Annotated in this window: 23 protein-coding genes; 4 read left to right on the top strand and 19 right to left on the bottom strand. The window is 68.3% G+C overall.

Annotated features, from left to right (window positions below):
- Position 1 precedes the first annotated feature (1 nt).
- Entirely contained in the window at positions 2-601 is a 600-nt protein-coding gene (gene petA, locus ACUVYZ_RS09015) for a ubiquinol-cytochrome c reductase iron-sulfur subunit (protein WP_439934277.1), read from the bottom strand.
- Positions 602-992: 391 nt separating this feature from the next.
- Here petA and ACUVYZ_RS09010 point away from each other — a divergent pair, with 391 nt between their 5' ends.
- A complete protein-coding gene (locus ACUVYZ_RS09010) occupies positions 993-2,150 on the top strand; it encodes a Do family serine endopeptidase (RefSeq protein ID WP_439934276.1) in 1,158 nt (385 codons plus the stop codon).
- Between the two features lie 36 nt (positions 2,151-2,186).
- On the opposite strand, the gene tatC is transcribed toward ACUVYZ_RS09010, so the two are convergent.
- The 16 genes from tatC to ACUVYZ_RS08930 form a co-directional block, all read right to left on the bottom strand.
- Positions 2,187-2,975, bottom strand: a complete 789-nt coding sequence (gene tatC, locus ACUVYZ_RS09005; protein ID WP_439934275.1) for a twin-arginine translocase subunit TatC — start codon at positions 2,973-2,975, stop codon at positions 2,187-2,189.
- A 12-nt stretch (positions 2,976-2,987) separates the two neighbouring features.
- On the bottom strand, positions 2,988-3,377 hold the full coding sequence (gene tatB / locus ACUVYZ_RS09000; RefSeq protein WP_439934274.1) for a Sec-independent protein translocase protein TatB: 390 nt from the start codon (positions 3,375-3,377) through the stop codon (positions 2,988-2,990).
- Between the two features lie 131 nt (positions 3,378-3,508).
- Positions 3,509-3,733 (bottom strand): Sec-independent protein translocase subunit TatA, encoded by a 225-nt coding sequence (gene tatA, locus ACUVYZ_RS08995; RefSeq protein WP_439934273.1) that lies wholly within the window; start codon positions 3,731-3,733, stop codon positions 3,509-3,511.
- Positions 3,734-3,748: 15 nt separating this feature from the next.
- Positions 3,749-4,108, bottom strand: a complete 360-nt coding sequence (locus tag ACUVYZ_RS08990) for a histidine triad nucleotide-binding protein (RefSeq protein ID WP_439934272.1) — start codon at positions 4,106-4,108, stop codon at positions 3,749-3,751.
- A gap of 42 nt (positions 4,109-4,150) precedes the next feature.
- Positions 4,151-4,477: a phosphoribosyl-ATP diphosphatase gene (locus tag ACUVYZ_RS08985; RefSeq protein ID WP_439934271.1), complete on the bottom strand. Its 327-nt coding sequence runs from the start codon at positions 4,475-4,477 to the stop codon at positions 4,151-4,153.
- Positions 4,474-4,881, bottom strand: a complete 408-nt coding sequence (hisI, locus tag ACUVYZ_RS08980; RefSeq protein ID WP_439934270.1) for a phosphoribosyl-AMP cyclohydrolase — start codon at positions 4,879-4,881, stop codon at positions 4,474-4,476. Before hisI ends, ACUVYZ_RS08985 begins: the two co-directional genes overlap by 4 nt.
- Positions 4,882-4,894: 13 nt before the next feature.
- Complete coding sequence (gene hisF / locus ACUVYZ_RS08975; RefSeq protein ID WP_439934269.1) at positions 4,895-5,659, bottom strand: imidazole glycerol phosphate synthase subunit HisF; 765 nt, start codon at positions 5,657-5,659, stop codon at positions 4,895-4,897.
- The gene (gene hisA, locus ACUVYZ_RS08970; RefSeq protein WP_439934268.1) at positions 5,660-6,406 is read right to left on the bottom strand and encodes a 1-(5-phosphoribosyl)-5-[(5-phosphoribosylamino)methylideneamino]imidazole-4-carboxamide isomerase; all 747 of its coding nucleotides are present in this window, start codon (positions 6,404-6,406) and stop codon (positions 5,660-5,662) included.
- 56 nt (positions 6,407-6,462) lie between these two features.
- Positions 6,463-7,161 carry an imidazole glycerol phosphate synthase subunit HisH gene (hisH, locus tag ACUVYZ_RS08965; protein ID WP_439934267.1) on the bottom strand — a complete coding sequence of 233 codons (699 nt, stop codon included), beginning with the start codon at positions 7,159-7,161 and terminating at the stop codon, positions 6,463-6,465.
- Complete coding sequence (gene hisB, locus ACUVYZ_RS08960; protein WP_439934266.1) at positions 7,158-7,745, bottom strand: imidazoleglycerol-phosphate dehydratase HisB; 588 nt, start codon at positions 7,743-7,745, stop codon at positions 7,158-7,160. The genes hisH and hisB overlap by 4 nt, the downstream gene beginning before the upstream one ends.
- A 52-nt stretch (positions 7,746-7,797) precedes the next feature.
- Positions 7,798-8,934, bottom strand: coding sequence for a histidinol-phosphate transaminase (gene hisC / locus ACUVYZ_RS08955; protein WP_439934265.1), 1,137 nt, complete (start codon positions 8,932-8,934; stop codon positions 7,798-7,800).
- 5 nt (positions 8,935-8,939) lie between these two features.
- Positions 8,940-10,244: a histidinol dehydrogenase gene (hisD, locus tag ACUVYZ_RS08950; protein WP_439934264.1), complete on the bottom strand. Its 1,305-nt coding sequence runs from the start codon at positions 10,242-10,244 to the stop codon at positions 8,940-8,942.
- Positions 10,237-10,905: an ATP phosphoribosyltransferase gene (gene hisG / locus ACUVYZ_RS08945; RefSeq protein ID WP_439934263.1), complete on the bottom strand. Its 669-nt coding sequence runs from the start codon at positions 10,903-10,905 to the stop codon at positions 10,237-10,239. Before hisG ends, hisD begins: the two co-directional genes overlap by 8 nt.
- 87 nt (positions 10,906-10,992) lie before the next feature.
- Positions 10,993-11,511 (bottom strand): CoA-binding protein, encoded by a 519-nt coding sequence (locus ACUVYZ_RS08940; protein WP_439934262.1) that lies wholly within the window; start codon positions 11,509-11,511, stop codon positions 10,993-10,995.
- Complete coding sequence (locus ACUVYZ_RS08935) at positions 11,505-12,620, bottom strand: aminopeptidase (protein ID WP_439934261.1); 1,116 nt, start codon at positions 12,618-12,620, stop codon at positions 11,505-11,507. Before ACUVYZ_RS08935 ends, ACUVYZ_RS08940 begins: the two co-directional genes overlap by 7 nt.
- Positions 12,621-12,629: 9 nt before the next feature.
- Entirely contained in the window at positions 12,630-13,799 is a 1,170-nt protein-coding gene (locus tag ACUVYZ_RS08930) for a pyridoxal phosphate-dependent aminotransferase (RefSeq protein ID WP_439934260.1), read from the bottom strand.
- A gap of 246 nt (positions 13,800-14,045) precedes the next feature.
- On the opposite strand from ACUVYZ_RS08930, the gene ACUVYZ_RS08925 reads away from it, so the two are divergent.
- A complete protein-coding gene (locus ACUVYZ_RS08925; RefSeq protein WP_439934296.1) occupies positions 14,046-16,934 on the top strand; it encodes a bifunctional diguanylate cyclase/phosphodiesterase in 2,889 nt (962 codons plus the stop codon).
- Positions 16,931-17,860, top strand: coding sequence for a 2-dehydropantoate 2-reductase (locus ACUVYZ_RS08920; RefSeq protein ID WP_439934259.1), 930 nt, complete (start codon positions 16,931-16,933; stop codon positions 17,858-17,860). The genes ACUVYZ_RS08925 and ACUVYZ_RS08920 overlap by 4 nt, the downstream gene beginning before the upstream one ends.
- A gap of 4 nt (positions 17,861-17,864) precedes the next feature.
- On the opposite strand, the gene ACUVYZ_RS08915 is transcribed toward ACUVYZ_RS08920, so the two are convergent.
- The gene (locus ACUVYZ_RS08915; RefSeq protein ID WP_439934258.1) at positions 17,865-18,587 is read right to left on the bottom strand and encodes an SDR family NAD(P)-dependent oxidoreductase; all 723 of its coding nucleotides are present in this window, start codon (positions 18,585-18,587) and stop codon (positions 17,865-17,867) included.
- Between the two features lie 175 nt (positions 18,588-18,762).
- Positions 18,763-18,876, bottom strand: a complete 114-nt coding sequence (locus ACUVYZ_RS08910) for an AsnC family transcriptional regulator (protein ID WP_439934257.1) — start codon at positions 18,874-18,876, stop codon at positions 18,763-18,765.
- Between the two features lie 132 nt (positions 18,877-19,008).
- Here ACUVYZ_RS08910 and mdeB point away from each other — a divergent pair, with 132 nt between their 5' ends.
- The gene (gene mdeB / locus ACUVYZ_RS08905; protein ID WP_439934256.1) at positions 19,009-21,657 is read left to right on the top strand and encodes an alpha-ketoglutarate dehydrogenase; all 2,649 of its coding nucleotides are present in this window, start codon (positions 19,009-19,011) and stop codon (positions 21,655-21,657) included.
- The last annotated feature ends 21 nt before the right edge of the window (positions 21,658-21,678 follow it).

Below are 21,678 nucleotides of genomic sequence, written 5' to 3'. Positions count from 1 at the left end.
CTCAGGCCCCTTTCGTGTCTTCGCCTATCAGGATGCGGGTGTCGGTGAGGTACTTGTGGGGAGGAATGTCCAGGTTCGTGGGCGCAGGGACGTTCTTGTACACGCGCCCGGCCAGGTCGAACTTGGAGCCGTGGCAGGGACAGAAGAAGCCGCCGAGCCAGTCGCGTCCCAGGTCGGCGGGGGCCACGTCGGGCCGGTAAGTGGGCGAGCAACCCAGGTGGGTGCAGATCCCGACCGCTACCAGATATTCCGGCTTGATCGACCGGTGGGGATTCTTGCAGTACTCTGGCTGGATCGAGCGGTCCGAATTCGGGTCCGCCAGCGCCCCCTCCTCGGCCAGCTTGGGCAGCGCGGCTAGCATCTCCTGGGTGCGGTTCAGCACCCAGACCACTTTGCCCCGCCACTCCTGCTGGATCAGCATCCCCGGCTCCAGCTTGTCGATGTCCACCTCCACCGGGGCGCCCGCGGCCCGAGCCCGCTCGCTCGGGTTCATACTGTCGATGAAAGGCCAGAGGGCCGCCACGGTCCCGATGCCTCCCACCACGCTGGTGGCGGCGATCAGGAGCCTCCTGCGACCGGCATCCACCTGTTGATCGCTCATGCCCGCTCCCTGACTGAGTTGATCAGAAAAATTTGTGCATTCTACCGAAAGTGGACGGCAAACTTAAGTCCCGGAGTGCAAAAGGCGCAGAGATTCAAGGGCCTCGGCCCGTTTTGCGGGGGCGGCAAACCGCCCCCCGGCTTTCGCCCTCGCCCGCTGCCGGTCGGAGGCGCCATCGACGGCAACGCGCGCCCCACGCCGGCCTCCTGGCCTTCCCCCTGCCACCCGTTTGGGCAATAATTTCGGTAACGTACGACTTGCCGCAGGTTCGCCTAACGGGTTTCAACATCTTCGGGTTTCGATCCACCTATCCTGAGTCCCGCCCTTGAATCCCCCCGCCTTGCCGGGCGCACTTAGCCTCCGGCGCCGGGCCCGGAGGGGGCGCCTATCCATGCGCAAACTCTGGCTGACTTTCTCTCAAACCGCGACCATCGCCCTGGCGGTGTTTTTCGTTGTGGCGACTTTGCGGCCGGAGCTTCTGCCCTGGACGAAGCCGGCGGAAACCGTCGCCACCGTGCGGGAAGCCGAGGCCCCTGCGCCGGCCGGGGGGTCTCCCGGCCCCTGGACCCTGAGGACGGCGGCGGCGAAGGCCATGCCGTCGGTCGTGAACATTTTCACGTCCAAAGTGGTCACCGCTCCCCGCCATCCCCTGCTGGACGATCCCCTGTTCCGCCGCTTTTTCGGCGACGAGTTCGACGACGAGGCGCGCCAGAGTTCCAGCCTCGGCTCGGGGGTCATCGTCAGTCCCGAGGGCTACGTCCTCACCAATCACCACGTGGTGGAAAAAGCCGACGAGATCGAGGTGGCTCTGGCCGACGGGCGCAGCGCCAAGGCCCGCCTGGTGGGCTCCGACCCGGAGACCGACCTCGCCGTCCTCAAGATCGACCTGGCGCCCCTGCACCCGGCCACTTTCGGGCGCCCCGAGGCTTCCCGGGTAGGGGACGTGGTGCTCGCCATCGGCAACCCCTTCGGCGTGGGACAGACGGTCACTATGGGCATCGTGTCCGCGGTCGGCCGCACCCATCTCGGCATCAATACGTTCGAGAACTTCATTCAGACCGACGCCGCCATCAATCCCGGCAACTCGGGCGGCGCGCTGGTGGACGCCGACGGCAACCTGATCGGGATCAACACGGCCATTTATTCCCAAAACGGCGGCTCCATGGGAATCGGCTTCGCCATTCCCGCCAGCCTGGCCAGGCAGGTGATGGAGCAGATCATCGCCGAAGGCGGCGTGACCCGGGGCTGGATCGGCGTCCAGATCCAGGATCTCACCCCGGAGCTGGCCGAATCCTTCCGCCTCGGCTCGACCCGGGGCGCCCTGGTCACCCAGGTGATGAAGGGCGAGCCGGCGGAGCGGGCGGGGGTGAAGCCCGGCGACGTCCTGGTGGCGGTGGAATCCAAGCCCGTGGCCAACGCCTCCGCCCTGCTCAACCTGGTGGCGGCCCTCAAGCCCGGCCAGAAGGCCCAGCTCACCCTCCTGCGCAACCAGAAGGAGCTGCAGGTGACGGTGCAAGTGGGCAAGCGGCCGCGGCCCGGCGCGTCCTGAAAGAGGGGCGGCCCGCCAGCGGGCGCCCCGGACGGGTCAATTCTCCCCGCGCTCGATGCGGTCCAGCTCCCGCTCCATTTCCTCGTCCGACATGGGGCGGTAGCCCTCCGCGGCGGGGCGGGCGAAGAACCGGGCGAGGAGGATGCCGGCCTCGTAGAGCAGGCACAGGGGCACGGCCAGCATGATCTGGGAGATCACGTCGGGAGGCGTGACGATGGCGGCGATCACGAAGGCGCCGACGATGACATAGGGGCGCGCCTGCTTGAGCTTGTCGATGCTCACCACGCCGAAGCGCACCAGCACGATCACCGCGATCGGCACCTCGAAGGTGATGCCGAAGGCGAGGAACAGGGTCATGACGAAATCCAGGTACTTGCTGATGTCGGTCATCACCGCCACCCCTTCCGGGGCGATGGCGGTGATGAACCCGAACACCACCGGCATCACCAGGAAATAGGCGAACGCCATGCCGGCGGCGAACAGCACGGTGCTGGACACCACCAGGGGCAGGACCAGCCGCTTCTCGTGGCTGTAGAGGCCGGGGGCGACGAAGGCCCAGAGCTGGTACAGGATGTAGGGCAGCGCCACCAGGAAGCCCGTCAGCATCGCCACCTTGACCGGCACGAAGAAGGGCGTCACCACCTCGGTGGCGATCATCTGCCCGCCCTGGGGAAGCTTGGCCAGCAGCGGCTTGGCGAGCAGGGTGTACAAGTCGCGCGCCCAGGGGAACAGGGCAACGAACACCAGCAGCCAGGCGATCAGGGCTTTGAGCAGCCGGTCGCGCAGCTCGACCAGGTGGGAGATGAAGGTTTCCTGCTGGTCCATGGCGCGGCGGGCTCAGCGCTTTTGCTCGTCGGCGGCGGGCCGCTCCCGCGCCTCCCCGTCCCGGGACGGAATGGAAGAGGCCTCGGCCGCGGCGGCGCCCTCGACCGCCGATTTTTCCACCGCCTCCGCCACCGACTGCACCTCCCGTTCGGCCCGGTTCACCTCCTCTTGGATGGAACGCTCGATTTCCCGCGCCGACTCCTCCACCGAAGCGCGCATCTTGCGCAGCTCCTCCAGCTCCATCTCCCGGGCGATGTCGGCCTTCACGTCGTTCACGTAGCGCTGCAAGCGGCCGAGCATGTGCCCCAGCGTGCGCGCCACTTTCGGCAGCCGCTCGGGACCGACGACGATCAGGGTGACGAGGGCGATGACGAGAAGCTCTGAGAAACCGATGTCGAACATTTTGTGCGTGAAACGCTCGGGGCAGACCTAGGATGGGCGGGCGGAGAAAGGTCGGATGAAAAGCCGGGCGTCCCGATCCCCGGCGCCTCGGCCGCCGCCTTTCAGCGTTCACGAGTCGTTTTTCACGGCCTCTACGCCTTGGTTTCGGTCTTTTCCTTGACTTCGCCCTCGATCGTCTGCTTGGAAATCTGGGACTGACCCTCGTCCTTTTCGGCCTCGCCCTCCTTCATCCCTTGCTTGAAGCCCTTGACCGCGGCGCCCAGGTCGGCGCCCATATTGCGCAGCTTCTTGGTGCCGAACACCAGCAGGATGATCAGCAGAACGATGAGCCAGTGCCAGATGCTGAAGGTACCCATGGAGTGACTCCTGTGCTAGGCCGCGCGCGAGCGCACGAGCATGGGCGGCAGGACTTCCTTGTCCCCGATGACGTGCACGTGCAGGTGGAACACCTCCTGCCTGCTGATGCGCCCGGTGTTGATGATCACGCGAAAGCCGTCGTTCAACCCCTGCTCCCGGGCGAGCCGCGGCGCCATCACCAGGATCTTGCCGAGGACGTCACGGTGGGCATCCGTCACGTGCATGAGGGATTCCACGTGCAGCTTGGGGATGATCATGAAATGCACCGCGGCGAGCGGATTGATGTCGTGGAATGCCAGGATATCATTGTCCTCGTAGACCTTGCGGCTGGGGAGCTCCCCCCGCACGATCCTGCAGAACACGCAACTGTCCATTATTTAGCTTTTGATTAGACGCTCAAGAACCAGAAGAGTTTTTCAACGATCGACCCGGCTCGCCTTCTCGTCGATGCCCGAAATGCCCTCGCGCCGCCTCAGCTCCGCCAGGACGTCGTCCGGCCCGAGACCATGATAGGCGAGAAGCACCAGGCTGTGAAACCACAGATCGGCGGTCTCCCGCACCAGGTGGAGCTTGTCCCCCGACTTGGAGGCGAGCACCGTCTCGGTGGCTTCCTCGCTGATTTTTCGAAGAATAGCATCCTCCCCCTGGCTGAACAACCGGGCCACGTAGGAGCTATCCGGACTCGCCTGGCGGCGGGCGGCGATGACTTCCCCCAGGCGCTTGAGCACGTTCGCGTCGATCATGATCCAGCCCCCTTCTCCCCGGCTCCCGGATAGATTTCCCCCGGGTCCTTGAGCACCGGCTCGGTGGTGACCCACCGCCCCTGCTGCAGCTCGCGAAAAAAGCAGCGCTCCCGCCCCGTGTGGCAGGCGATGCCCCCGACCTGCTCCACGATGAGGAGCACCACGTCGCCGTCGCAATCCAGGCGGATCGTTCTCACGCGCTGCACGTGGCCCGACTCCTCCCCCTTGCGCCACAGCCGGCCCCGGGAGCGGGACCAGTACACGGCGTGGCCGGTGCGGGCGGTCTCGTCCAGGGCCTCCCGGTTCATCCATGCCACCATGAGCACCCGGCCGGTGCGGGCATCCTGGGCGATGGCCGGCACCAGCCCCCGTTCGTCCCACGCCACCTCGTCGAGCCAGCTCACTTCTGCCCGCCCCTCACCATCGCACCTCGATGCCGTGGCGCGCCAGGTGTTCCTTGGCCTGGCGCACCGTGTATTCGCCGTAATGGAAGATGCTCGCCGCCAGCACCGCGTCGGCGTGCCCTTGCACGATCCCTTCCACCAGATGGTCCAGGCGGCCCACGCCGCCGCTGGCGATCACCGGGATGTCCACCGCGTCGCAGACCGCCCGGGTAAGGGCCAGGTCGAAGCCGCTCCGGGTGCCGTCCCGGTCCATGCTGGTGAGCAGCAGCTCCCCTGCCCCGAGGGCCTGCATGCGGCGCGCCCACTCCACGGCGTCGAGCCCGGTCGGCCGGCGCCCGCCATGGGTGTAGACCTCCCAGCGCTCGGCGCCGTCGACCCGCTTGGCGTCGATCGCCACCACGATGCACTGGGCGCCGAAGCGGCCGCTTGCCTCGGCCACGAAATCCGGATTCTCCACCGCCGCCGTGTTGATGCTCACCTTGTCCGCGCCGGCGTTGAGCAGGGTGCGCACGTTCTGCACCGTGCGCACGCCGCCCCCCACGGTCAGGGGGATGAACACTTGCTCCGCCACCCGTTCGATGATGCCGACGATGGTGTCCCGCGCCTCGGCGCTGGCGGTGATGTCCAGGAAGGCGAGCTCGTCCGCCCCCTGCTCGTCGTAGCGGCGGGCGATTTCCACCGGATCGCCCGCATCCCGCAGGTTGACGAAGGAGACCCCCTTGACCACCCGGCCCTTGTCCACGTCCAGACAGGGGATGATGCGCTTCGCAAGGCCCATCTACGTTTTGCCGCTCAGCTCGTCCGCGAGCTTTTGCGCCTGGACGAAATCGAGCCGGCCTTCGTAGAGGGCCCGCCCGGTGATGGCGCCGATCACTCCGTCGTCCTCCGCCCGGCACAGGGCTCGGATGTCCTCCAGGCCGGTCACCCCGCCGCTCGCGATCACCGGGATCTTGAGCCGCCGTGCCAGGGACACGGTGGCGTCGATGTTGATCCCCGCGAGCATGCCGTCGCGACCGATGTCCGTGTAGATGATGGCCTCGACCCCGTAGTCCTCGTACTTCCTGGCGAGGTCGAGGGCGTCGTGGCCGGTCATCTTGGACCAGCCGTCCACCGCCACCTTCCCGTCCTTGGCGTCCAGGCCCACCATGATGTGGCCCGGGAAGGCATAGCAGGCGTCGTGCACAAATCCCGGCGTCTTGACCGCCGCGGTGCCGATGATCACCCAGGAAATGCCGTCGTCCAGGTAGCGCTCGATGGTTTCCAGGTCCCGGATGCCGCCGCCGAGTTGCAGGGGCACCTCATCGCCCACCTCCGCCACGATTTCCTTGATTACCGCTGCGTTCCTGGGCCGGCCGGCGACGGCCCCGTTCAGGTCCACCAGGTGCAGCCGGCGGGCCCCTAGTTGCACCCAATGCCGCGCCATCTCCGCCGGACGCTCGGAGAAGACGGTCGCCGTATCCATTACCCCCTGTTTGAGCCGCACGCACTTGCCGTCCTTGATGTCGATCGCCGGAATGATCAGCATGCCCACCCCTGCGTTGAAACCGTTCTACCCTCTCCCCGTCACGCCCGATCGGCCCGCTATGCCCGCACCGCGCCCGTCTCGACCCGGGAGGCCGCGGCGGAGCTCCCGGAGCTTCCGTCCCAGGCGACGAAATTGGCGAGCAGCCGCAGCCCCGCCGCCTGGCTTTTTTCCGGGTGAAACTGCACCGCGAAGACGTTCCCCCGCGCCACGGCGCAGGTGAAGGCGAAGGGATAAAGGCTGTAGGCGGCCACCAAGGCGGGATCGCCCGGCTCCGGGTAATAGCTGTGGACGAAGTAGAACCGGGCGTCTGCCGCGATGCCCCGCCATAGAGGGTGCTCGATCACCGGATAGACCTGGTTCCAGCCCATGTGGGGCACCTTGAGCTTGCGCCCCTCGGCGTCCACCATGGCGTGGGACGGGAAACGCAGCACTTTGCCCGGCAGCACCGACAACCCCGCCACGCTCCCCTCTTCGCTCCATTCGAAGAGCATCTGCAAGCCGATGCAGATGCCCAGGAAGGGCTTCTCCCGCGCCGCCGCCACCACCGCTTCCCGCAGGCCGGTGGCCTCTAGCTCCCGCATGCAATCGGGCATGGCCCCCTGGCCGGGGAAGACCACCCGGTCGGCGGCCTCCACCACCGCGGGATCCCGGGTCGCCTCCACCCGGGCGCCGGGGGCCACGTGCTCCAGGGCCTTGGCCACCGAGCGCAGGTTGCCCATCCCGTAGTCCACGACCGCGATGCGTCCCGCGCTCACAGGGCCCCCTTGGTGGACGGCAGCGCGCCCCCCTGGCGCGGGTCCAGCTCCACCGCCATACGCAGCGCCCGCCCGAAAGCCTTGAACACGGTCTCCGCCTGGTGGTGGGCGTTGCTGCCCGAAAGGTTGTCCACGTGCAGGGTCACCATGGCGTGGTTGACGAAGCCCTGGAAGAACTCGCGCACCAGGTCCACGTCGAACTCGCCCACCCGGGCGCGGGTGAAGGGCACATGGAACCACAGGCCCGGCCGCCCGGAGAGGTCGATGACCACCCGGGAGAGCGCCTCGTCCAGGGGCACGTAGGCGTGGCCGTAGCGGCGCACCCCCCGCTTGTCGCCTAGGGCCTGGGCCAGCGCCTGGCCCAGAGTGATGCCCACGTCCTCCACCGTGTGATGGGCGTCGATATGCAGATCCCCTTCCGCCTTCACCTCCAGATCCAGCAGCCCGTGGCGCGCCACCTGGTCCAGCATGTGGTCGAGGAACGGCACGCCCGTGGCGAGCCGAGCGGCGCCGTTGCCGTCCAGGTGGAGGGCGACGGTGATCCGGGTCTCCTGGGTGTTGCGGGTGACGGTGGCTTGGCGCACGACTACGCTCTCCGGCATCGTGGAAGGGGGCGATAGCGCATCCAGATTCGGGTCAGGGCTTGGACGGCGCGATGGGAGCGAGATCGGGAAGTCCGGGGGAGCGCCCGATGCCGGCCGCCGCGGGGAGGCTCGCGTCCAGGGCCACAAGGAAACGCTCGTTTTCCTCGGGCGTACCCACGGTCACCCGCAGGCAATCGGCGAGCAGCCGGTGGGAACCGCTCAGATCCTTGATCAGCACGCCCTGTCGTTTCAGGCCCTCGAACACTTCGCGCGCCCGGGCGACCCGGAATAGCAGGAAATTGGCCCGGCTCGGATACACGGTAACGCCGGGCCGTTGCCCGAGCGCCCGGGCGAGCCGCTCCCGCTCGCCGCGGATGGCGGCGGCCTGCTGGATCAGCACGTCGGATCGCTGCAGAACGGACTCGGCCACCACCTGGGTCAACACGCCCACATTATAAGGCAGCCGTACCTTTTCCAACTGCTCCAGCCAGGCGGGCGGGCCCATCAGCGCCCCCAGCCGCAGGCCGGCCAAGCCCAGCTTGGACAGGGTGCGCATCACCAGCACGTGCTCGTAGCGCTCCAGGGCGTCCAGCAGGCTTTCTTCGGCGAAGGCGTGGTAAGCCTCGTCGATCACCACCAGCCCGGGGGCCGCCTCGATCAGGCGAAGGAGGGCCGAGCGGTCGAACAGGTTGCCGGTGGGATTGTTGGGATAGGCGATGAAGATAAGGGCGGGCCGGCGCCGCTCCATGGCGACGAGGACTGCCTCCAGGTCCAGGGAAAAGTCCGGCTTGAGGGGCACCCCTTCGTAGGCCATGCCGGCCCAGGTGGCGATCAGGCGAAACATAACGAAGGTGGGCTCCACCGAAAGCAGCACAGCCCCAGGCCGGGCGAGAGCCAGGGCGACGATCTGGATCAGCTCGTCCGAGCCGTTGCCCAGCATGAGCCCGGTGTCCGCCCGCAGCCCGAAGAACGCCCGCAACCGTTCCTTGAGGGCCGGCGCCTGGGGGTCGGGGTAGCGGTTGAGGGCCGTCTCCGCGGCGAGTCGCCCCACCTCCGCCTGCACCTCGGGGGGCAGGCGATAAGGGTTTTCCATGGCATCCAGCTTCACCATGCCCCGGCTCGGAGGCACGGGATAGGCCGAGAGGGCCAGGATCTCGGGGCGGACGAGCTGTTCGGGCTTCAGCGGCATAATTTTTACAGTTGTTCCACCCTCAGCTCCGCCGAGCGGGCGTGGGCCTCTAGCCCTTCGCCCCGGGCCAGGGTGGCGGCAACACGGCCTAGGCGGGCGGCGGCCGCGGCGGAGACGCGGATGACGCTAGTGCGCTTCTGGAAGTCGTAGACCCCCAGGGGCGAGGAAAAGCGGGCCGTGCGGGAGGTGGGAAGCACGTGATTGGGGCCTGCGCAATAGTCTCCCAGGGCCTCGGAGGTGTACCTGCCGAGGAAGACGGCACCGGCGTGGCGAATTTTCGGCAGCCAGCGGTCGGGATCTTCCACCGACAGCTCCAGGTGCTCGGGGGCGATGCGGTTGGCCACCGCGCACGCCTCTTCCAGGTCGCGCACGGCGACGAGGGCGCCGCGGCCTTCCAGGGCCGCCCGGATCACCTCCCGGCGCTCCATCCGGGGGAGAAGCCTCTCGATGCTGGCTGCCACCGCCTCCAGGTAGGCGGCATCGGGGGACACCAGGATGGCTTGGGCCAGCTCGTCGTGCTCGGCCTGGGAGAAGAGGTCCATGGCAATCCAGTCGGGGGCGGTGGATCCGTCGCAGATCACCAGGATCTCGGAGGGACCGGCCACCATGTCGATCCCCACCACCCCGAAGACCCGGCGCTTGGCCGCCGCCACGTAAGCGTTGCCGGGTCCCACGATCTTGTCCACCTGGGGAACCGTCCCGGTGCCGTAGGCGAGGGCCGCCACCGCCTGGGCGCCGCCAATGGTGAACACCCGGTTCACCCTGGCGAGGGCCGCCGCCGCCAGCACCAGCTCGCTCAGCTCTCCCCGGGGCGCCGGCACCGTCATGATCAGCTCGGGCACCCCCGCCACGGCGGCGGGAATGGCGTTCATGAGCACCGAGGAGGGGTACGCCGCCTTGCCGCCGGGCACGTAGAGCCCCACCCGGTCCAGAGGCGTCACCTGCTGCCCGAGCAAAACCCCTTCTTCATCCGTGTAGGACCAGGAGGCTTGCTTCTGCTTCTCGTGATAGGCTCGGATGCGCACCGCGGCCTGATCCAGGGCGTCCCGCTGGGCGGCGGGGAGCCGCGCGAGGGCCTGCCGCAACCGCTCCGCCGGCAGCTCCAGCTCGGCCATCGACCGGGCGTCGAGGCCGTCGAAGCGGCGGGTGTATTCCAGCACCGCCGCGTCCCCTCGGCGCCGCACCTCCGCCAGGATTTCCGCCACGGCGGCGTCCACCCGGGGATCCTGGGCGGACTCGAACGCCAGCAGCTCGGCGAGCCTCGCGTCGAAATCGGCCTGGGCCGTGGACAGGCGCCGTAGCCTAACCATGGGCCAGCTCCCGCCCCTGCCCCGCGCAGGCCTTGGACAGGGCCCGGATCAGGGGCTGGATCTCGGCGCGGCGCAGCTTCAACGCGGCCTGGTTCACGATCAGGCGGGAGGACACCGTCATCACCTCCTCCACCGCCACCAGGCGGTTGGCCTTGAGGGTGTTGCCCGTGCTCACCAGGTCCACGATGGCGTCGGCGAGCCCGGTCAAGGGGGCGAGCTCCATGGAGCCGTAGAGCTTGATCAGGTCCACGTGCACGCCCTTGGCCGCGAAGTGCTCCCTGGCCGCCGTCACGTACTTGGTGGCCACCCGCAAGCGGGCGCCGCGGTACACGGCGGCGGCGTAGTCGAACCCGGCCGGCACCGCCACCATCATGCGGCAAGCGCCGATGCCCAGATCCAGGGGCTGGTAGAGGCCCGCTCCCCCGTGCTCCACCAGCACGTCCCGGCCCGCGATCCCCAGGTCCGCGGCCCCGTGCTCCACGTAGGTGGGCACGTCGGCCGCCCGCACGATCACCAGCCGCAGGTCCTCCCGGGAAGTGGTGAGGATCAGCTTGCGGGACCGGGCGGGGTCGTCCCGGGGAACGATGCCCACGGCGGCGAGGAGCGGCAGGGCTTCCTCCAGAATGCGGCCCTTGGACAGGGCGATGGTGATTCCGCTCACGTCGGGAAAATCGAAGATTTCCGTTATCTTACCCCAGAGGGCGCGGGAGCGCCGGAGCGCGGCCGCCCTTGCCAGGGCCGGACAGGCTCAATAGGGCAGCCACCGGGGCCGCTTGGCGGAGATGACCCGGGTGTTGACCCCCACCCAGTTGAGGCCCCCGAACAGGCGCGCGTGCTCGATCTTCACGCACCGGTCCATCACCACCTCCAGCCCAGCGGCCAGGGCCTTCTCCGCTGCCTCAAAGTGGATGACGCCGATCTGCATCCACAGCACCTTGGCGCCGATGACGATGGCCTGATCGGCGATGGGAGGAATGTCGGCGCTCTTACGGAAACAGTCCACGATGTCCACCTTCTCCGGGATGTCCAGCAGGCTGGGGTAGCACTTCTGTCCCAGCACCTCCCCGTAGGAGGGGTTGACCGGGATCACCCGGTAGCCGTGGTCCAGCATGTATTTCGCCGCGAAATAACTCGGCCGGTACCAGTGGGCGGAGATGCCCACCACGGCGATCACCCGGTTCTCCTTGAGGATGCGCCGCAGGGCGGGGATGTCGGGTTCCTGGTACATGGGGGCGGAGGCATTGGCGGCTGCGGCCGATTTTACCATTCCGCCCTCTGCATCCTGGCATCTTGGGGCGGCGACCGCCCGGGCTCGGTCCCGCCGGCGCGGGCGGCCAGGGCTTCCAGGGCCGCCAGGCGCGCTGCCTTGTCCTGACGGGCCAGGGCCCTCACCGCGGCGTAGAAGCGCGGAAGATCGCCTCCTTCCCGGGCAAGGAGCGCTTCGAAAGCCGGCATGAGCTGGGTATAGGCCGCCACCGACGCCAGGTAGGCGTTGTTAAGCTCTCCGTCGAACCAGGAGTCATAGCCGGAAAAGCCGCCCCAGCGTTCCCTGAGCTGCCGGTAATCCTTCGCAAGGGCGCCGAGGAGCTCGCCCTTCCGCGCCCGCTTCTCCTCCCGGGGAAGATCGGCGCCGTAGACCTCCTCCAGCCGATCCCGGTACTCCAGCACCAGCCGGACGAAATCCTCTCGGCGCCCCCGGGCCGCGGCCTCGACGGCGCGCATGGCCTCGGTGCCCTGGGCCTCAAGCCAGCGGCGCACCCCCTCCCGCTCCACCGCCGTGGCGAAGGACTCGTTGAACACGGAATCGTCCCGAACGTACACCACCTGGTGGGCGAGCTCGTGGAAGATCAAGCGCGCGATCTCGGTTTCGGGATAGCGGAGGATGGTGGAGAGCACCGGATCGTCGAACCAGCCCAGGGTGGAATAGGCCGGCACGCCCCGCACCAGCACGTCGTAGCCCCGGGCCTTGAGCCCCGCGGCGAAAGCCTCCGCCTCCTTCCGGGCATAGTAGCCCCGGTAGCCCACGCAGCCCGCCACCGGAAAGCACCATTCCTTGAGCCGGGTGGAGAATTCCGGGGTGGCGAACACGTTCCACACCACGTAGGGCCGGTCCAGGGCGGCGTAGCGGCGGTAGCTCCCGTTGTCCGGCAACCCCAGCGCCCGGCTGGCGAACTCCCGGATCGCCAGCACTTGTTCGAGCCGATGCTTCACGGGATCGGGGGTGGCGGGATCGGCCAGCACCTGGGGAATCGGCTGGGCGCGGCGCATCACCTCCAGGTGCCCGCTCACCGACTGGGCGTAATAGCCCACGTTGGAGCAGCCGGCGAAGAGGAGCGCGGGAAGGACCCAGGCGATGCGACCTGCCGAGGAAACCATGATCCGATCTTAGCCCAGAAACCGGCGCAGACGCTCGATGCCCTCTTCCAGGCGCTCGAGGGAGTTGGTGTAGGCGAAGCGCACGTGTTCCCGGGCGCGGTGTTCGCCGAAGTCGACGCCCGGCGTCACCGCCACGCCTGCCCGCTCCAGCAGGTCGAAGCAGAAACGGAAGCTGTCGCTGGTCAAGCGCCCGCAGCCGGCGTACACGTAGAACGCGCCCTGGGGCACGAGGGGGATATCGAAGCCCAGGGACCGCAGGGCCGGCACCAGGAAGTCCCGCCGCCCCTCGAACTCGCGCCGGCGCGCTTCCAGGATTTCCGCGCACTCGGGGGTGAAGGCCGCCAGCGCCGCGTGCTGGGACAGGGTGGGCGCGGAGATGAAGAGGTTCTGGGCGAGCTTTTCCGCCTCCCGCCCGTAGCCCTCAGGACACACCAGCCAGCCGAGGCGCCAGCCCGTCATGCCGAAGTACTTGGAGAAGCTGTTGATCACGAACGCTTCAGAGGAGACCGCGAGGGCCGTGCCCGCCTCGTGCCCGTAGGTGAGGCCGTGGTAGATCTCGTCCACGATGAGCCGGGCACCGCGGGGCTCCACCTGGGCCGCGATGGCCTGCAGGGTCTCGGGCGCGATCACCGTCCCGGTCGGGTTGGAGGGGGAGGCGAGCATGACCGCACGGACCGCACCGTTCCAGTGGGCATCGATCAGGGCTGGGGAAAGCTGGTAGGCGGACTCGGGCCCCACAGGCACGCCTACGCTTTCGGCGCCGACGAAGCGCACGAAGTTCCGGTTGCACGGATAGCTCGGGTCGGCCATCAGGACCCGGTCCCCGGGGTCGAGGAGTACGCCCGCCGCGAGCAGCAGGGCGCCGGAGGCTCCAGGCGTCACCAGGACGCGGGACGGCGCCACTTCCACCCCGTAACGGCGCCGGTACCAGCCGGCGATCGCCTCCCGCAGAGCCGGGAGCCCCGCCGCCGGGGTATAGGGCACCGAGCCCCCCTCCAGCACCCGGCGCGCCGCGGCCGCCACCGGCGCGGGCGTGTCGAAATCGGGTTCCCCGATCTCCATGTGGACGATGGAACGCCCCTCGGCTTCCAGCGCCCTGGCCCGGGCGAGGAGCTCCATCACCTGAAATGGCCGAATGGCGCCCATGCGCCGGGCGGCGGGAGGCTCTGGGAGGGGCATGGAAGGACGGGAGCGATCGACTTTCTCGCCTATTGTAGCGAACCGGGCGGCGTCCGCTTACAGCGATTTCTTAATAGTTTTTTCCATGTTCATATGATGATTGAATTTCCTGGCTCCTTGGCCTACGCTTACGGAAGGCTCGGATGGCGACCATCCGCCTCCAGCCTCCCGCCACCCTTCTCGGGTGCAGGAGTGGAACGACGATGGAGGGGAGAGTTGCGAGGACGGGTTTTCTCTCGATTGCGCGTGCGGCTCCTGCTGCTGGCGCTGCTGGCGTCGTTCCCTGCGCTGGCCCTGGTGGCGTTCCTCGCCGAGGAGAGAAGGCTTGAGGCGATCGAGGACGCCCAGCGCGCCGCCCTCCAGGTGGCGCGGGACGCGGCGTCCCATCACCGCCGTCTGGTGGAGCAAACCCGGAACCTGTTGCTGAGCCTCGCCTTCTCCCCCGAGCTGAGGGGCGATGACCCCGACGCCTGCAGCGAGACCCTGCGCCGGGTGCTGCGGACGACCAGCACCTTTACCAACCTGGGCGTCATCCGGCCGGACGGGGCCCTGTTCTGCAGCGCCGTGCCTTTCTCCCTGCCCCTGAACATGTCCGACCGGGAATACTTCCAGCGGGCGCTTCGCACCCGGGACTTCGTGGCCGGCAACTATATCGTGGGCCGGGTGACCGGCGAACCCAGCATCGTGTTCGCCCTGCCCCTGCTCGGCCAGGACCCAGCCGGCACCTCGGTCCTCTACGCCGCCGTGTCGCTGCGCTGGATTCGCGAGCACGTCGATCGGCGGGCGCTCCCCGAGGGCTCCCAGGTGATCGTGACCGACCCCGCCCAGCGAGTCCTGGCCTACCTCCCGGACGGCCAGGAGTGGACCGGCAGGACCATCGGCGACACCGAAGTAGGGCAGGCGATCGCCTCGGCCCATGGAGAGGCCACGGCGAGCGCCCGCGGGCTCGACGGCAAACAACGCCTCTACGGGATCGTTCCCTTTCACGAGAGCTCGGGCGGAGACCCTTTGCATCTTGCCGTCGGCATCCCCGAGTCCGTGGCCTACGCCGAGGCGACCACCCAGCTCGCCACGGGAATCGGCGCCGTTGGCCTCGCCATCGTGGCGCTCTCCCTCCTCATGGGCTGGGGCGGAAACGTCTTCCTCCTGCGCCAGGTCGACGATCTGCGGCGCGCGACTCAAAGGCTTCAGGCCGGCGACCTGGGCGCCCGAGCCCAGGTGTCGGGGGGCATCGCGGAAATCGAGGAGCTGGGGTCGGCCTTCAACGCCATGGCCGAGGCCCTGGAGAGGCGCGTCCAGGAAATCGAGACCCTGAACCGCCTCTACGCCACCCTGTCCGCGGTGAACGGCACCATCGTGCGGCTGCGGGACCGGGAGGAGCTGCTCACGGAGATCTGCCGGATCACCCAGGGCTTCGGCGGCTTCCTGCTGGTGGCGGCGGTCGAATACGAGGAGAAGACCGGGACCGCCCGCCTCACGGCCCATGCGGGCGATCCGGAGCTTTCGGCCGCCCTGCGCTCGGGGCTCGAGCCCGAAACGGCACACCCGGATGCCCCGACCTGGGACGCCCTCCGTCGTGGCGAGGATGTGATCTGCCCCGAGCTTGAAACATCCGATCCGGGAGGGCCGTTCTTCCAGCTCGCTCGCCTCCTGGGCTGCCAATCGTGTGCAGTGCTCGTGCTCAAGGGCGAGCGCCTCTACGGAACCCTTAATCTCTACGCCGCGGCGCCCCGCTACTTCGAAGGTGAGAGCCTGCGGCTTCTGCGGGAAATCGCGGCCGACGCCGCCTTCGGTCTCGCCATGACGGAGAAGGAGGCCCAGGTCCAATACCTCTCCTTCCATGATCCCTTGACCGGGCTCCCCAACCGCGCCCTGTTCCGGGACCGGGCGGCCCAGGCCCTGGCCCGCGCCCGGCACGGCGGGCGGTCCATGGCCATTACGGCGGTAAGCGTGGACCGGCTCATCCAGATCAACGACACCTTCGGCCAGGCCACGGGAGACGCGGTGCTTCGGACCGTCGGCGAAGCCCTCGCCGCGGGGCTGCGGGAGGGGGACACCATCGCCCGGCTCGGGGGGCACCAGTTCGGTCTTCTGCTGGCGGACCTCGCCCGGGCGGAGGACGCCGCCACCGTGGCGAAGCGCCTCCTCGACCGCTGTCCCGGTGCCGTGCCGGGCCCCCAAGGGGAGGTGACCTTCAGCCTTGCTGCCGGCGTGGCGGTCTTCCCTCAAGACGGCGAGGATGGCGAAACCCTTGTCCATCATGCGGAGCTCGCCATGCGCTCCGTCGCCCCCGAAACGGGGCACGCCCTCGCGTTCTTCTCCGCAGACATAGGGGAGCGGGTGAGAGCGCGCCAGGCCATTGAGTCGGGGCTGGCCAACGCCTGGGAGCGGGGCGAGATGGCCCTGCACTACCAGCCCGTCGTGGACCTGTGGACCGGCGAGGTGGTCGGAGCGGAGGCGCTGATCCGCTGGGAGAGCCCCATCCTCGGGCCGGTGCGCCCGGACCAGTTCATCCAGATCGCGGAAGCCACCGGCCTCATCGTCCCCCTGGGGGAGTGGATCTTGCGCACCGCCTGCGCCCAGGCGCAGCAATGGGCCGAGGCATTGGGACAACCCTTCCGGCTAGCAGTGAACATCTCCACCCGGCAGCTCGCCCAGCCGGGGTTCGCCCAGGGCATCGCGGCGCTGCTCAAGGAATCGGGCTTGGACCAGCGCTGCGTCCAGATGGGGCTCGAAATCACCGAGTCGGCACTGATGCACAATCTGGAACAGGCGGCGCATACTCTCCAAGCGGTGAGAGAGCTTGGGCTTTTCGTGGCAATCGACGACTTCGGCACCGGCTACTCCAGCCTCGCCTACCTGCGCAAGCTTCCCCTAGACACGCTCAAGATCGACCGCTCCTTCGTCCGGGAGGTGGTGACCGACCCCAGCGCCGCCGTTGCCGTAAAATCCGTGATCGCCTTGGGCCAGAACCTCGACCTGTGCGTCGTCGCGGAAGGGGTCGAAACTGAAGACCAGTTCCGACTCCTGCAAGAGCTCGGGTGTAATGCCGGACAAGGTTATTTCTTCGCCCCGCCCCTGCCAGGGGTCGAATTCGAAGGGCGGTTCCTGAAATCAAAGAGGCTTGATCCGTGAAGATCGCCATCGTGGGCGCCGGGGGCGTCGGTGGATATTTTGGCGCGCGGCTCGCCGCCGCGGGAGAGGACGTGACCTTCATCGCCCGGAGCGCTCATCTGGAGGCTATGCAGAAGGCGGGGCTCATCGTGCGCTCGGCCCTGGGGGACTTGCACCTTAAGCCGGTCAGGGCGACAAACGACCCGGCGGCCGTGGGCCCGGTGGATCTCGCCATCATCGCCGTCAAGCTCTGGAGCACCGACGAGGCGGTAGAGTCGGCGAAACCCCTCCTCGGGCCGCACACGGGGGTGGTCTCCTTCCAGAACGGGGTGGACGCCGTGGACATCCTGATCCGCCGCCTGGGGCGTACCCACGCTATGGGAGGCGTGGCCCACATCGCGGCCTTGATCGAAGCCCCGGGCGTCATCCGCCACAACGGCACCATGGCCAAACTCACCTTCGGCGAGCTGGACGGAACGGCCTCCCCCCGGGCCAAGGCCTTCCTGGAAGCCTGCACGCGAGCAGGGATCGAGGCCCACCTCTCCGGCGACATCCAGCGGGCCATCTGGGAGAAGTTCGTGTTCCTGGTGGGGCTCTCCGGCATGACCTCCCTCACCCGCATGCCCATCGGCCCGATCCGGGAAGACCCGGTCACCCGGGAGTTGCTGCGGGACGTGATGAACGAGGTGGTGGCGGTGGCCCGGGTCAAGGGGATCGACCTGCCCCCCGACACGGTGGACCAGCAGATGCGGTTCACCGACGGTCTGCCCCGGGACATGGTTTCCTCCATGCTGGGGGACCTGCGGCGGGGCAACCGGCTCGAAGTGCCCTGGCTCTCCGGCGCGGTGGTGCGGCTGGGCCGGGAAGCCGGCGTCCCTACGCCCCTCAACCGGGCGATTTACGCCGCGCTGAAGCTCCACGCGGACGGTGCCGCGGCGCTCCCATGATCTTTCAAATTCCCCAGCCGGTAACCGGAATCGTCTGCCCGGTGATTCCCGCCGCCGCGTCGGAGGCGAGAAACACCACTACCCGGGCGATGTCTTCCCGCTTGGTCCACTTCTTGAGGTCCTTGGGCTTCATGGCCTCGATGTTGGTGGCGGTGTCCACCAACCCGGGCGCGACAGCGTTCACCCGGATGCCGTAGTCCCTTCCCTCCAGGGCCAGGGTCCGGGTGAGGGCGTCTACGCCCGCCTTGGCGCAGTTGTAGGCCACCATGTTCGCTTGAGGCGTTCCCGCCCGGGAGAAGTTGATGATGGCGCCGCCACCCGCCTCTTTCATGCGCGGAAAAGCGGCCCGAGCGCAGAGGAAGGCGGAGAGCAGGTTGTTGCCCACCTCGTGATGCCAGTCCTCCAGCGTGTGCTCCGTCGCCGGCTTGTAGCGGGTGAGCCCGCCGGCCAGGTTCACCAGCACGTCGAGCCGGCCGTACTCGCCCATGACCCGCTCGATCGTCTGGCTCACTTGCGCCTCGTCGGTAAGGTCCGCCGCGATGGGCACGACCCGCGCGCCGCTTGCCTTGAGCTCCTCCGCCCGCGCCTCTACCTTGTCCCGGCTGCGGGCGGCGATGGCCAGCCATGCCCCTTCCGCCCCCAAGGCCTGGGCCACGGCGATGCCCACCTGGCCGCCGCCGCTCACCCCCGTCACCAGCGCAACTTTGCCTTTCAAGACGTCCGCCATGGCAGTCACCTCCTCGATTGTCCCGACCGCGCCCGCGGGCTCGGTTGCCGCTTCTCCGCCCGCCTCCTTCCCCTCGACACGCTGCGGGATGCTTCATTAGATCGTCGCCGCCCCCGTTCGTGCCCCGCGCCTGGACGGCGGCAAACGGCGATGGGTTCTCAACCGGACCGCAGCCTCAGTCGTGGGGCAAAGGCAGGGCGGTGTTGTACTTCACGTTGGGGATCCGCGCCTGCCACTGCAGGATCTCCAGGATCTTGCGATCGATGGCGTCTAGCTCGACGGTTGGCATTCTTGACCTCCCTAGGGGTGCGAGGCGCAACAACATGGCGCTATTGGGCGCCCATTCGAGGATTTTCGCAATCCTTCCCGCTGGAATCGGCGTAATCTTTTTCCTAGCAGCGAAACGCCCGGAGACCGCACCATGGGACACCCCACCGACATCGATCCCCAGGAAACCCGCGAGTGGCTGGAGGCCCTGCAAGCCTTGATCGAGGAAGAAGGCGAGGAGCGGGCCGAGTACCTGCTGCAGAAGCTCTTCGACAAAGCCCGCCGGTCCTGCCGGCGGCTGCGCTTCAATGCCACCACGGCGTACGCGAACACCATCCCCCTGGAAGAGCAGCCCCCCTACCCCGGCGACCCGGCCCTGGAGGAACGGGTGACGGCGCTGGTGCGCTGGAACGCGCTGGCCATGGTGGTGCGCGCGAACCGCGAGCACCCGGAGCTGGGGGGCCACATCGCCAGCTACGCCTCGGCGGCCGATCTATTCGAGGTGGGCTTCAATCATTTCTTCCGGGCGGGCCAGTTGGGGGATCTGGTCTACTTCCAGCCCCACTCCGCCCCGGGCGTGTACGCCCGCGCCTTCCTCGAGGGACGCCTGCCGGAAGAGCGGCTGGCCCGCTACCGGCGGGAGACCGGGCTCGGCGGCCCGAAGGGCCTCTCTTCCTACTGCCACCCGTGGCTGATGCCCGATTTCTGGCAGTTTCCCACCGGCTCCATGGGCCTCGGGCCCCTCAACGCCATCTACCAGGCCCGCTTCATGAAGTACCTGGCGGACCGGGGGCTCCTGGACACCCGGGGCCGCAAGGTGTGGGCCTTCGTGGGCGACGGGGAGATGGACGAGCCCGAGTCCCTGGCCGGGCTCTCCCTCGCCGCGCGGGAAGAGCTGGACAACCTGATCTTCGTGGTCAACTGCAACCTCCAGCGGCTGGACGGCCCCGTGCGGGGCAACGGCTCCATCGTGCAGGAGCTGGAAGGTCTCTTCGCCGGCGCCGGCTGGAACGTGATCAAGGTGCTGTGGGGCTCCGACTGGGATCCCCTCTTCGCCCGGGACCGGGAAGGGATCCTGCTCCGGCGGCTCCACGAGACGGTGGACGGGGAGTTGCAGAAATACGCCGCCACCGACGGCCGCTTCAACCGGGAGCACTTTTTTAACAAGTACCCCGAGCTGCAAGCCCTGGTCGCCCATCTCTCCGACGACGACATCGACCGGCTGCACCGGGGCGGCCACGATCCCCTGAAGATCTACGCCGCCTATCACGCCGCGGTGAATCATCGCGGCCAGCCCACGGTGATCCTGGCCCAGACCAAGAAGGGCTACGGCATGGGCCACTGGGGCCAGGGCAGGATGGGGGCCCACCAGCAGAAGAAGCTGGAGGACGAGGCCCTTCTCGCCTTCCGCGATCGCTTCAACGTGCCCCTCTCCGACGAGGCGGTGAAGCGCCTGTGCTTCCTGAAGCCCGCCGACGACACGCCGGAGATGAAATACCTTCATGCCCGCCGCCGCGCTCTGGGCGGCTACCTGCCCGTGCGCCGCAGCGACGCGCAGCCGCTGCCGGCGCCGCCGCTGGAGGCGTTCGCGAAAATCCTGGAAGGCTCCGGCGAGCGGGAGGAGTCCACTACCATGGCGTTCGTGCGGCTGCTCGCCCAGCTCCTGCGGGATCCCGCCATCGGCCAGCGCATCGTGCCCATCGTGGCCGACGAGGCGCGCACCTTCGGCATGCAGTCCTTGTTCCGCCAGGTGGCCATTTACTCTTCGGTGGGCCAGCTCTACGAGCCGGAGGACCGGGACGAGCTGCTCTACTACAAGGAAGCCAAGGACGGGCAGATCCTGGAGGAAGGCATCGCCGAGGCGGGCGCCCTCTCCTCCTGGCTCGCCGCCGCCACGGCCTATTCGGCTCACGGGGTACCCATGCTGCCCTTCTACATCTTTTATTCCATGTTCGGCTTCCAGCGGGTCGGGGACCTCATCTGGGCGGCGGCGGACTCCCGCGCCCGGGGCTTTCTCCTCGGGGCGACCGCCGGCCGCACCACCCTGGCCGGGGAGGGACTGCAGCACCAGGACGGTTCCAGCCACCTGGTGGCCTCCACCGTCCCCAACTGCCGGGCCTACGATCCTTGCTTCGGCTACGAGCTGGCGGTGATCCTCCAGGACGGCATGCGCCGCATGCTGGAAGCCCGGGAGGACGTGTTCTACTACGTCACGGTCATGAACGAGAACTACCCCCATCCGGCCATGCCGTCCGGGGCGGAAGCCGGCATCCTGCGGGGCATGTACCTCTTCAAGCCCCGGGAAGGCGCGAAAGTGCAGCTCCTGGGCAGCGGCACGCTCCTGCGGGAGGCCCTTTCCGCCGGCGAGCTGCTGGAGCGGGACTGGGGCATTCCCGCCAACGTGTGGAGCGTCACCAGTTTCACCGAGCTGCGCCGGGACGGGCTCGCCGCGGCCCGTCGCAACCGGCTCACCGGCGGCGAGCCCCGGCAACAAAGCCACGTGGAAGATTGCCTCGGCCCGACGGAAGGGCCGGTGGTGGCGGTGAGCGATTATGTCTCGGCGGTGGCCGATCTCATCCGTCCCTGGGTCCACCGCCGCTACGTCGCCCTGGGCACCGACGGCTTCGGCCGCAGCGACACCCGAGCGAACCTGCGCCGCTTTTTCGAAGTGAGCCGGGAACATATCGCGTTTGCGGCCCTTGCCGCCCTCCATGAGGAAAAAGCCGTCGAGCCCTCGATGCTGGCCCGGGCGGCCGAGCGCTACGGCATCGACCCTACGAAGCCCGCGCCCTGGTCGTGCTAAGGCGTGGGGCAGGGGAAAGAC

Source organism: Pelomicrobium sp. P1, assembly GCF_052805615.1.
The sequence above is the reverse complement of the archived record's forward strand: the minus strand, read 5'-3'. Positions and strand labels throughout refer to the sequence as shown.